The organism is Cohaesibacter sp. ES.047 (assembly GCF_900215505.1).
In the GTDB taxonomy this organism is placed as follows: Bacteria; Pseudomonadota; Alphaproteobacteria; order Rhizobiales; family Cohaesibacteraceae; genus Cohaesibacter.
Genome location: NZ_LT907844.1, coordinates 5,007,531 through 5,020,066 on the forward strand (window position 1 = coordinate 5,007,531; position 12,536 = coordinate 5,020,066).

Sequence of the window (12,536 nt, forward strand, 5' to 3'; positions counted from 1 at the left end):
ATGGGTAAGCCCCCAAAAGCGCGACAACCGCCATCTGCTTAATCCCCCCCCTAACGCCCGCTCAATCCCGATGCCGCGATCAATCCAGCTGAATGATCCGGTCTGGTGAGCTACGCAACTCTTCAATCAGATCATTGTGAATCGTCGGCTCGATAGGGGTCACCGGTACGGTCAACTGGAGCGGTGCCGCTGGTGCCTGCCGCGTCCGAGGCAGGATGGTCAGAACGTCCGGCAGCGGTACGAAAGACTCGTCCTCTTGAGGAATATCGGCCTCTTGCGGAATGTCAGCTTCAGGCTCTGCGACTTGCTCGGTGGGTTGCAGCTCAAGATCATTCAGCGGACGAAGTTCGATCCCGCCCGGACGCATTTCCGAGTTGACAGCTGACTGTTCCGCCTCTTGGGCGGCCTTGCGGGCTTCTTCGGCCCCCCTGACGGCATCAAGACGCGCAGCCTCGGCCCGAGCGGCTTCTTCTTCCGCCCGTTTCTGAGCTTCCAGCGCAAGACGCTCACGCTCCTCTGCCGCTTTACGGGCTTCATCCAGTTTGCTTTGTTCCTCGGCAACACGGGCGGCAACTTCCTGTCGCGCAGCCTCTTCAGCAGCCTTGCGAATTTCTTCTGCCCTGCGCGCTTCTGCTTCACGGCGCGCAGCCTCTTCGGCGGCGAGCCGCTGTTCTTCGGCCTGCCTTTCGGCCTCGGCTTTCAGACGAGCGGCCTCTTCGGCTTTGCGCCGCTCCTCAGCCACACGTCTGGCCTCTTCTTCACGGCGCTTGGCTTCCTCTGCTGCTTTGCGGGCTTCTTCAGCCTTACGCTCTGCTTCCGCCTCGCGTTTTGCCGCATCTTCAGCCGCCTTGCGTTTGGCTTCTTCGGCTTTTTGCTGTTCGGTCGTGATCGCGGCCAGACGGTCACGTTCAGCCGCCTCTGCGGCTTCCTCCCGGTGCCGGGCGCGTTCGCGATAGAGCCGCAACAGCCGCCGCATCCGTTCCTTTTCCAGAATGTCGGCTTGCATCCGCTCAACCCGGTCCACTTCACGCTCAAAGGCGCGAATGCTCAGATATCCGGTGAAGGGCGCCACATCAACAATCCGCCGCGGTGCAGAGAGATCGCCCGCAAAGACCAGACCGACTTCCGGCTGCGCCCCGGTCACCGCATCTTCTTCGTTTGGCTCAACCTTGATCGACCAGTCCGCATCAATCGTCTGCTCGGCCAGATCCATCGTCACACTGCCGCGCGATTGAAGAATCTCGGCCTCCGCATCCATGTTGCTCGCCCTCAGCGCGCCACCTGCAAGGCTGAATGTTCCGGTCAGCTCCGAAACACGGGTCGATCCGGCATCCATATGCGACACGAAGGTCTGCCTGATCTTGTCCTCTTTAAGCTCAAGCCCCGCATCTACCGCGCGCACCACCTGCTCGAAAGCTTGCGGATTGATATATTGCAGCACGGCATCGCGGATGGTGAAGGTGCCGTTGCCAGACAGTCCAGAAACAAGACCAGCCAAAGAGCGCCCCTGACTCTCGACATTCACATTGACATCGAACAGACCGCTGGCGACCGAGCGTCCATCCCGTTGCCAGATGAAGGGAGACAGCGCTGCGCCATCCACGCGCAGATGCGACTTGAGAACCCCTTCCCCTCCGACATTTTCCAATTGCAGGCCGCCCGTCGCGGTTCCGCCCGCCATGAGCGCCTTGAAATTGCTGACGGAGAGACTCTCCGGTCGCCACAACAGCTCAAAACTGGGTTGCTGAAAAACGTAAGGCTCATCGAACGTCAGGCTGCGTGCCTTGACATCAAGCGCCAGTTTAATTGGCAGATCACCAACGGCATCCACGCCGGCGACAAAAGCTGTGTCGGACCATGCATCGCCCGAGCCCCTCAGACGCCCGGCTCCCAGCACGGTCTCCCCGAGCCAGACACCGTCCACATCACCAACTTCAAACCGGCCCGAGATATCGCGATCCGTGATGGTTTCTTTGTAGTCAAGCGACCCGACAACCGGTTGTCCGATCCATTGTCCCTTGATCTTCGAAATGCGCGTGAGATCTCGCGAATGATCGATGACAGCGGTGAGATTGACGGGCAGATCCCTTGAAAAATCCCCCGAATAGAGACCGCTGCCCAACAAATAAGGCGAAAAGTCATCCGCCGTCAGCGACAGCGTCCCCTTGCTGGCCCATCCAGATCGCCCCGCGAAGGTCAGCGTGCCATCATAGACGAGCGCGCCGTTTTCCGGGTCAAGGCGGGCAACCAACTTGGCCCCTTGATCCAAGGTCCCGTCAATCGAGATTTCCGAAGAAAGCGCGGGAAGCTCAAGCAACCCTTGCCCCAAACCGACAAGATTGAACAGCCTGCGGCCATCAGGATTGTCGAGCTTCAATTCGGCGGACATCGGCACCGAGGACCATTCCGACAGGGCACCCTTGGAGCGGGCCTCAAGGGCAACGGTTCCACCTCCCAAGAGCCCTGAAAGACTGCCCTTGAGCCCGCCTTCCTCAGCTCCGGCATCAACTGAGAAGGACAGATCGGCAGGAGACAGTCCACGGCTTGCCCGTTCAAACCACTGCGCCGCGGCTTGTTCCGGTAAAAGCCGTTTAACAAGGCTCGAAAGACCGGTCAGATCATCCGCCCGCAACTCTCCGAGGAGTTGCCCACGCGGCGTGCCGCCCAGATTATCAAGGCTCCCCGTCATCGACAGATAGGCACCGGCAAAGTCCTCAATCACCAGACGGTTGATATCGACCCCACCTTCCGCAATGCTCAGCTTGGCCGCCAGTTTCTCACCTTGGAAATCGCCCGCAGTAACCTTGTCGGTTTCAACGTCGAGATGAATATCGCCAAGTGGTGGCGCCTGCCCTTGCGAATTGCTCAGCAAAAGCGCTCCAATCCCCTGCACCGCATCCAGATCGAGCTGATCGGCCTTCAAATCCAGAGACAGGGACGCCACGTCGCCCTTGTCTTCATTGGCAAGGGACCAGTCGATCCGACCGGACGCCTGATTGCCATCAAGGTCGAGCATCATGGAGGAGACGGACACCGCGTCGGATTTGGCCAGAAGCTTGCCGCTGAGATCGAACGGCACGAGGCGACCGACATCGGCCCCGTCCTTCAGCCACCATTTGGCAAACCCCGTCGGTTGATCCGAGCGGATGCGCGCCAATCCGTCAAATGTATGGCCAAATATGGCCTGTCCCTCATCCCCGGCCTGTGCAACGCGAGAGAACAATCCCGAGATCGCAAAGCGGGTCTGTCCGGGCAGATCGGCCTCAAGGGTCTCGACCTGCCAGCCCTTATCGGCATAGTCCGCCTCGAGCAGAAGGTTGCGCATGATCCCGCCAGCCAGAATGACACCCGGCACTTCAAAGCTCACCTTGCCCGGCATCGGCGGGGCGGGCAGAGCGCTGAGCACCCCGGCCATTTTCTGAATGCCGGCATGAAGATCAATCGGCGCATCCGGCCCATCGCCCAGCGCCCTGTCGAGATCGAGCTGACGCGAATTGACTGCAATGTCAAAGCTTGGATTTTCGCCAAAGGCAATGCTGCCCGATCCAGCCAGACGATAGGCCTGATCGACATCGCCATGAGTGAATTCGAAGGTTGGCATGGTCAGCGACGAGACGGTGAGATTGCTTTCACCGGTCAGCTCCCATGGCACCACCCCTTCAAGACCCTCGATCTGGTTCGTCAGGCGCGTATCACCGATATAATGATAAAGGCCATCCTCATTGGCCGTGACATTGCCATCGATGGAAAGCGTGATTGGCAGATTATAGGGGGTCAGCATGCTCTTCACACGCATGCCGTCCTCACCGGCCGAACCGGTTGAAAGCATCAGGGAATAGGGCTGACCATCGAGCTGAAAGGAGCTTTCAATCTTGTAGGGGCCGATCAGACTGCGGGCCTGAAGCGTGCCGTTGAGAGACTCGATCTCTTTTTTTCGGCCGGTCGGCATGTCTTCGAGCGAAATGCTGCCATCCTTGATGCGCACATCATTGAGCCGGATGTTCGCAAGATCAAGCTCCCATAGCTTGCCGCCATCCTGCCGAAACGCGATCCGTCCCTTTTCATCCATCTTCAGCTTGAGATCGGGAGACTGCAGGGTCATGTCGACCACTTCGATCTTGCCCTGCAACAGCGGGAGGAGCTCGATGCGAATGTCGAATTCATCCACCACCAAAATCGGTGCCTGACCATCCGGGCCAACATGGACGCTTTCGAAATGCAGACGCGGAATAGGCAGGATCTGCATGTCGGCATCCCCGAGCACCTGCACGGGCTGCCCCAGCACCTGCGTCGCCTGCCGCTCGAACGCAGCGCGATAGGATGTCCAGTCAACAAAAAACGGACCAACCAGCGCAACGATCAGCGCCAGCAGAATCGTACCGCCGATGGTGAAATAAAGACTATTCAGAACTCAAGTCCCCCTATGGAGATCCCAATCGACAAAACATCGACGCGCGCACCAAACCGAGCACTCCGGCCACCCCCGAGCTCATCTCAACCTATATCAGGTTGAACCGGCTACAATGTGACCTAAAGCAAATCGAAACCCTATTGCAATGCAAAATGCAACAAATTTCAATGCTATATGCTGCCGCAATCGCCATCTTCCAACGCGCAAAGGTGTGAAGAGTGATCCAGCTGGCAAAATATCAGCCAAGTGAGTGACTTATAAGTTCTTGTCAGTCCAGTTTCGGCACGATCTTGCCTGGGTTCATGATGTTGTTCGGATCGAAGGCCTGCTTGATCGCGGCCATGTAGCGCAGCGCCGGACCAAATTCGTCACGCATAAACTTCATCTTGCCCTGCCCGACACCGTGCTCGCCCGTGCAGGTCCCGCCCATGCCAATCGACCGCTCGGCAAGGCGCTTGAGGAAGGCTTCCGCATTGTCGATCTCGGCCTGATCATCCGGATCAAGCACCAGAAGCACATGGAAATTGCCGTCTCCGACGTGCCCGACAATGGGGCCGATCAGGCCGCTGTCCTCGATGTCCTTCTGCGTTTCGGTCACACATTCCGCAAGGCGCGAGATCGGCACGCAGGCATCCGTCGACAGGCCCTTGCAGCCGGGACGCAATCCGCAACCGGCCCAAAAAGCATTGTGCCGCGCGGTCCACAATTTGGTGCGGTCTTCCGGTTTGGTCGTGGCTTGAAAGTCCGAGCCACCATACTCGGCGATGATATCACCAAACAATTCGATCTGCTCGGCAACCCCGGTGTCCGTGCCGTGAAACTCGACAAGCAATGTCGGGCGCTCGACAAGATCCATCTTAGAATAGAGATTGCAGGCCTTGACCTGAACACTGTCCAGCAACTCGATGCGGGCGATTGGAATGCCGCACTGGATGGTCATGATGACGGCATTGCAGGCGCTTTCCAGATCCTCGAAATTGCAGATCCCCCCGGCGATGGCTTGCGGAATGCCCGACAGTTTGAGCGTCACCTCCGTGATCACCCCAAGCGTGCCTTCCGACCCGACGAGCAACCGCGTCAGGTCATACCCGGCGGCGCTTTTCTTGGCATGGCTGGCCGTTTCGATGATCGTTCCATCGGACATAACGGCCTTCAGTGAGACCACGGTTTCGCGCATGGTGCCGTAGCGCACGGCATTGGTGCCCGAGGCGCGGGTTGCCGTCATGCCGCCGATGGTGGCATCCGCACCCGGATCGATGGGAAAGAAAAGCCCCGTATCACGCAAATAATCATTGAGCTGGCTGCGCGTCACACCGGCCTGAACCGTACAATTGAGATCCTCGGGATGAACGGCGAGGACTTCATTCATGCCGCTCACGTCAACGGAAATACCGCCATAGGGCGCATTAAGATGCCCTTCGAGCGAGGAACCGGACCCAAAGGGGATAACCGGTACATTTTCCTCGTGACAAATTGTCACGACCTCGGACACCTCTTCAGTGCTGTTGACCATCACCACACCATCGGGCCATTCGCCGGGCAGATAGGTGGTCGTGTGCCCGTGCTGCTCGCGGACCGATTGTCCGGTCATGAAACGCTCGCCAAAACGCGACATGAGACGGTCGCAGACGCGATTGATCGCGGCCTTATCGGTGGTACGGCTGAAATGCGGTTCAATTCCCATCAAAAAATTCCTTCTGGGTTTCTGGCAGAGTGTTCGGTTGCCCGACTCACCAAGGTCAGGTCCGATCCAACCAGAGGTCGAAAAGTCATCTGACAGGCCTTGTAGCAGCATCGCGCATTGCGAAGGGTTGCGACCGATCAAAAAGCGGAGCCCGAATAGAAATCGGACAGTTCGGACGATAACGTCATGATCGGACACATGTTGAGCGTTTTATGCGCCATTGCCCACACTCGATGCAAGCAATCAAGCATGGAAATACGCCTTCTCCAGCTATTTTCCGTGAACTATAAGGGCAGTTTTGTCCGCAGATTGTGTCCGTCAAACCCGGTGAACGAATTTTACAGACTTCACAAAATGATCAATCGCATTGACAAAAGGATCATTCGGATCGAAAACCAATGATATCGCAGTTGCAGCATTGTCTTTCCATGAATGGCTAACGGTGCAGCTTGTGTGCGATCAACCGGATCCGTCAGGGAGGATGACCCGGTTTCAGCAGGCGAGAGACTCAAAGCCAAAAGACTTGCCTCACTCTTTTAAAACCCGAACCAGTCCTCCAAAGACATGCAAAACAGACTCAACATCAATTTCCCGTCGGATCGTCAAGTCCGCGCACAACAGCTTATTTGGCAACGCCGCATCATTTTCGGTCTCGGCGGCCTCATGGTCGGTCTGGCCGCGGTCGGCCTCGCCATCGGCGCTGACGCCTGTCAGGAGGCCTTCCGGGAAATGATCCGTCGCTATCCCTATTCGGGCCTCGCGGTCACCCCATTGGGATTTGGTCTGGTTGTCTGGATCACCAATCGCTATTTCCCCGGCACACAAGGATCGGGTATTCCTCAGGCCATTGCGGCACGCAAGCTCAAGCACCCCGCCAAGCGCATCCATCTGGTGGGCATCCGGACCGCCGTTGGCAAGGTGTTGATGACCATGCTCGGCCTTGCCGTTGGCGCGTCGACAGGGCGCGAAGGACCGACCGTGCAAGTCGGTGCTGCCATCATGTTTCTTACGGGCCGTATCGCACCGAAACGGCAGGTCGGTCTCATTCTGGCTGGCGCGGCCGCCGGTGTTGCCGGTGCTTTCAACACGCCTCTCGCCGGGATCGTCTTTGCGATCGAGGAAATGAGCCGCTCCTTCGAGATGCGCACCAGCGGCATGATTCTGGGCACAGTGATCTTTGCCGGTCTGACCTCGATGTCGATCTTCGGCAACTACACCTACTTCGGCACCACCCATGATGTTATGCAGTTCGGCATGGGCTGGATAGCGGTTCCGGTCATCGGCGTCGCCGGTGGCCTGCTCGGTGGTCTGTTCTCCCGCATTCTCATTATCTTCACATACGGCCTGCCGGGCCGTGCAGGACAGTTGATCAAGAAATGGCCTGTGCTGTTTGCCATTCTGTGTGGCCTGATTGTAGCTCTGGCCAGTCTGGTCAGCCATGGGGCAGTGAATGGCGCCGGGTATGAAGCAGCCCGCGATGCCTTGCACGACGACACCTCGCTGTCGCTGATTTATGCCCCCTTGAAATTCCTTGCCACGACGATCTCGTCAATTGCCGGATTGCCCGGCGGTATCTTCTCTCCTTCCCTGTCCATCGGTGCCGGCGTCGGAGCTGATCTTGCACCCCTGTTTCCCAATGTCCCCATCGGGGTGATCATCCTGCTGGGCATGGTGGCCTATTTCACGGGCGTGGTTCAGGCCCCCATCACCGCCTTTGTCATCGTCATGGAGATGACCGACAATCACCAGATGATGCTGCCGCTCATGGCCTGCGCCCTGATCGCGAACGGCTCCTCAAAACTGCTCTGCAAGGAAGGCGTCTATCACGCCCAGTCAGGCAAGTTCCTGGCCTTTGCTCGCCAACGAGCCGAAGATGCCAGACTGGCTGCAGAAGCTGAGGAAGAGAGACTGCGCGCCCAGAATGAGCAGTCGGAAATTGAGCCGGGTGAGGACACAGACGGTGCTGCAGAAGGGGCCACAGAAGGGCCCACAGGCGACGCCTCTGACAGGGATACGGACGGAGACAAAGGCGAAAGTCAGGACAAGCCAGACAAGGCATAACGACAAGCCGCCTTGCTACAGGCATCAAACAGCGCCTTTTGCAAGCCTCTTTTGGTCCATGGCCCTTAGCCCATTCTAGATGTTGCCAAACGCATGAAAGCCCTCATAAGCTGGTTTCGCTCCTGGCTTTGAGAATGGCACATTCATGCGTTGGCTGAACCCGATCAAATTGTCGCTGAGTTGGATTGAACCCAACTTGAAGTATCACTGGTCCACCCGGCAGTCGAAAATGTGGGTGCTGGCCATTGTGATCGGCCTGATGGTCGGGTGCGCCGCCATTCTGTTTCGTCTTGGAATTGGTGGCATCCAAATGCTCTGGCTCGGAACCATGAGCGAGAATGTCGCTTCGGCCGCGCGTGACTTGCCAGGCTGGCTGATCATTCTTGCACCGACCGTGGGGGGCCTCTTTGTCGGGGCATTCCTGCAATATGTTCATCCCCGCAAACGACCAGAAAACGTGTCCGATGTGATCGAGGCCCGCGCCAAACACGGCAAGGGCTTGCGTTTCTGGCAAGGGCTCGACAGCGCTGCGGTCAATATTGTTTCTCTGGGCTGCGGCGCAAGCGCCGGACGGGAGGGCCCAATCGTCCATCTGGGCGCGAGCCTTGCAACAACCCTGTGCGAGCGCTTTGACCTGCCCCCAACGGCCAAGAGAATCATGCTTGCCTGCGGTGTTGCAAGTGCGGTGTCGGCGTCGTTCAATGCCCCCATCGCGGGCGTCCTGTTCGCTCACGAAGTGATTTTGGGCCACTATGCCCTCAGTGCCTTTGTGCCCATCGTGGTTGCCTCTGCCTTCGGGACCATGGTTTCGCGCCTCTATTTTGGCGACATCGCGGCCTTCATCATCCCCAGCTACCAGATCACGTCCTATTGGGAAATGCCCGCCTTTGCCCTTCTCGGTCTGGTCTGTGCAATCGCAGCGGTGCTGTTTCAGCTCGCCCTCATCGGCACGGACTGGATTGCCCGCAACATCCGCATGCCCTTGATCATTCGCCCCGTGATCGGCGGTTTTATCGTCGGCTGCATCGGTCTCGTCTTCCCTGAAGTCCTCGGTGTGGGGTATGAGGCCATGGACATGGCGCTGAAACAGCAGCTGCCGCTGCTCCTGCTTTTGCTTTTGATCGGCGCAAAGACTGTCGCTACTGCCGTGACGCTGGCTTCCCGTTTCGGCGGCGGCATTTTCTCGCCCAGCCTCTATATCGGTGCCATGACAGGCGGCGCCTTTGGCATGATCGCCGGTCAGTTCTGGCCGGAAATGGCCTCCGATCACGGCCTTTACGCCATTCTGGGCATGGGGGCCGTTGCGGCCGCCGTGCTCGGGGCCCCTGTCTCCACCACTGTGATGGTCTTCGAATTGACCGGTGGCTACGCGCTTTCCATCGCGCTTCTGCTTACGGTGTCGATTGCCACGGGCATCACCATCGCCCTGCATGGCCGCTCATACTTTCACTGGCAACTGGAATTGCGCGGCATTTTTCTCAATGAAGGAGCCCACAAATATCTCGTCTCGACCCTCACGGTCTCACAATTCTATGAGCCCCTCGCTCAGGACGCCCCGCCGGAAGACCGTGTCTTGGCCGAGGACACGCCCACGATCAGCCATTTTGACACGCTCGAACAGGCACTCAAGGCCTTCGATCTGGCCGGAGGCGGGGATCTCGCCGTTCTCGACCCGTTGGACAAGACACGGATCATCGGTTGGGCACGTCAGGTGACTGCCCTCAAGTTTTTCAACGACATGCTCATTGACTCTCAGGTCGAAGAGCACAGATAAGTCCTAAGCGAAGATGCCAACAACGAGAAAAATCGTCAGATTGGCCCCTGACAAACCACATTTGTTGCTATAATGTTCTTCAATTGGATTCGCTGCTCACCCGGCTCGATCCCCTTCTTTGCGCCAACAGGACCCAACGCCCTATATGCCTGATCTCTTTGCCACCCCAGCTCCGCCACCCTCGTTCGAATCGAACGAAGATGATCAGGAAGGAATTCGCGCCAAGCTCGCGCGCATGCAGCCCACACCCTATCTGGATGGCCTCAATCCGGAACAGAAGGACGCCGTGGAAAGCCTTGACGGCCCCCTTCTGGTGCTCGCTGGCGCGGGAACAGGCAAGACGCGGGTGTTGACCACCCGCATCGGACACATCCTCTCAACGCGCCGCGCTGCACCTTGGCAGATCCTGTCGGTGACCTTCACCAACAAGGCCGCGCGCGAGATGAAAGACCGCATCGGCAAGCTCATCGGCGGTTCGGTAGAGGGTATGCAATGGCTGGGGACGTTCCATTCGATCGGCGTCAAAATCCTGCGCCGTCACGCCGAACTGGTTGGCCTCAAGTCCAATTTCACCATTCTTGATTCGGACGACCAGATCCGCCTGATGAAACAGCTCATTCAGGCGCATGGCCTCGACGAAAAGCGCTGGCCCGCCCGCCAGCTCGCAACTGTGATCGACGGCTGGAAAAACCGGGGCCTCACGCCCGATCAAGTGCCACAGGACGAAGCCTTCCACTTTGCCCAAGGCAACGGAATCAAGCTCTATACGGCCTATCAGGCGAGGCTCAAAACCCTCAACGCCTGCGATTTCGGCGACCTGCTGCTCGAATGCTTGCGCCTGTTTCGCGAAAATCCGGACGTCTTGAAAAGCTACCACAACAAGTTCCGCTATATCCTCGTGGACGAGTATCAGGACACCAACGTGGCGCAATATCTCTGGCTGCGCCTGTTGGCCCAATCAAACCACAACATCTGCTGTGTCGGCGATGATGATCAGTCGATCTATGGCTGGCGCGGCGCCGAGGTCGACAACATCCTGCGCTTCGAGGAAGATTTCCCCGGAGCCAAGGTGATCCGCCTTGAGCGCAATTATCGCTCAACCGCCCACATCCTTGCCGCCGCCTCGCATCTCATCACGCACAATGAAGGCCGTCTGGGCAAGACCCTGCATCCACAGATCGAGGATGATGAAGCCGAAAAGGTCACCGTCACCTCCGTCTGGGATTCGGAAGAAGAAGCTCGCTCCATCGGTGATCAGATCGAAACGCTGCAACGGCGCCAGCACGAGCTCAATGAAATCGCCATTCTCGTGCGCGCCTCCTTCCAGATGCGTGAGTTCGAAGACCGTTTCATCACCATGGGCCTCAACTACCGTGTCATCGGCGGCCCTCGCTTTTATGAACGCGCCGAAATCCGCGATGCCCTCGCCTATTTCCGGGCGCTCGTTCAGCCCGCTGATGATCTCGCCTTTGAGCGCATCGTCAACACGCCCCGTCGTGGCCTCGGCGACGCCACCGTGCGGCAAGTCCATGCCCTTGCCCGCGATCAGGAAATCCCCCTGATGGAAGCGGCAACCGAGATCGTTGGCACAGAGGATCTCAAACCCCGCCCACGCAATTCTCTGAAGTCCCTGCTCGGCCAGTTCAACCACTGGCGCACCCAGTTGCCGACGATGAAACACACCGAGCTGGCGGAGATCATTCTTGACGAGTCCGGCTACACAGAGATGTGGCAAAAGGACAAATCCCCCGACGCACCGGGACGCCTCGAAAACCTCAAGGAACTCATTCGTTCCATGGAGGAATTCGATTCCCTGCCCAGCTTCCTTGAGCATATTGCCCTCGTCATGGATCGCGATGCAGGCGAAAGCAACGATGCGGTTTCGATCATGACGCTCCATTCCGCCAAGGGGCTGGAATTCAACACCGTCTTCCTGCCCGGCTGGGAAGAAGGCTTGTTCCCCCATCAGCGCGCTTTGGACGAATCCGGCACACGCGGCCTCGAAGAAGAACGCCGTCTGGCCTATGTCGGCATCACCCGCGCCAAGAAACGGGCCAAGATCTATGTCGCCTCCAACAGGCGCATCCATGGTCTGTGGCAGAATTCCATCCCCTCGCGCTTTCTCGATGAATTGCCGATCAAGCATGTGGATGTCGAAGAGAGCCAATCCACCTATGGCGGCTATGGTGCCTCCGGTGTTGGCGGCTCGATCTATGGCAAAAGCCGGTTTGGTTCCTCCGACCCCTTCGAAGGCTCCTACGAGACGCCGGGTTGGAAACGGATGCAGGCCAACAAGGCCAACCGCAGCCGTGAGAAAAACCCGCGCCAACCGGGCCGTGGGTCTTCGGTTATCGAGGGCGAACTGGTCGCCAAGAGCGTGTCCGAGGGCCCGGCCCGCTACAAGGTGGGCGAGCGTGTGTTCCATCTTAAATTTGGCTATGGCGAAGTGAAATCGGTTGAGGGCAACAAGCTGACCATCCAGTTCCAGACCGGCGTGAAGCGCGTGCTGGATTCCTTTGTCGAGAAGCACTGAGCCCCGTCACACCTTGTCTTTGTTGCCCGGACAGGCTATCGACAGGCGGATAACGCCAAGTGAGAGCTGATCT

At 58.2% G+C, this 12,536-nt stretch carries 5 protein-coding genes; 3 read left to right on the top strand and 2 right to left on the bottom strand.

What is annotated here, in order from left to right; genetic code table 11:
* Positions 1 to 79: 79 nt before the first annotated feature.
* Together CPH65_RS23240 and CPH65_RS23245 are read right to left on the bottom strand one after the other, a co-directional pair.
* A complete protein-coding gene (locus CPH65_RS23240; RefSeq protein ID WP_371359470.1) occupies positions 80 to 4,408 on the bottom strand; it encodes an AsmA family protein in 4,329 nt (1,442 codons plus the stop codon).
* 271 nt (positions 4,409 to 4,679) lie between these two features.
* On the bottom strand, positions 4,680 to 6,095 hold the full coding sequence (locus CPH65_RS23245; protein WP_096176069.1) for an FAD-binding oxidoreductase: 1,416 nt from the start codon (positions 6,093 to 6,095) through the stop codon (positions 4,680 to 4,682).
* Between the two features lie 564 nt (positions 6,096 to 6,659).
* Here CPH65_RS23245 and CPH65_RS23250 point away from each other — a divergent pair.
* The 3 genes from CPH65_RS23250 to CPH65_RS23260 all read left to right on the top strand — a co-directional run bounded on the left by CPH65_RS23250 (position 6,660) and on the right by CPH65_RS23260 (position 12,463).
* Positions 6,660 to 8,156, top strand: a complete 1,497-nt coding sequence (locus CPH65_RS23250; RefSeq protein ID WP_096176070.1) for a chloride channel protein — start codon at positions 6,660 to 6,662, stop codon at positions 8,154 to 8,156.
* 145 nt (positions 8,157 to 8,301) lie between these two features.
* A complete protein-coding gene (locus CPH65_RS23255; protein WP_096176071.1) occupies positions 8,302 to 9,930 on the top strand; it encodes a chloride channel protein in 1,629 nt (542 codons plus the stop codon).
* A gap of 145 nt (positions 9,931 to 10,075) precedes the next feature.
* Positions 10,076 to 12,463 (top strand): ATP-dependent helicase, encoded by a 2,388-nt coding sequence (locus tag CPH65_RS23260; protein ID WP_096176072.1) that lies wholly within the window; start codon positions 10,076 to 10,078, stop codon positions 12,461 to 12,463.
* The last annotated feature ends 73 nt before the right edge of the window (positions 12,464 to 12,536 follow it).

Bases quoted from the DNA above. Each gene is read 5' to 3' on its own strand.
- CPH65_RS23245 (WP_096176069.1), bottom strand. From the start codon at position 6,095: ATGGGAATTGAACCGCATTTCAGCCGTACCACCGATAAGGCCGCGATC.
- CPH65_RS23250 (WP_096176070.1), top strand. From the start codon at position 6,660: ATGCAAAACAGACTCAACATCAATTTCCCGTCGGATCGTCAAGTCCGC.
- CPH65_RS23255 (WP_096176071.1), top strand. From the start codon at position 8,302: ATGCGTTGGCTGAACCCGATCAAATTGTCGCTGAGTTGGATTGAACCC.
- CPH65_RS23260 (WP_096176072.1), top strand. From the start codon at position 10,076: ATGCCTGATCTCTTTGCCACCCCAGCTCCGCCACCCTCGTTCGAATCG.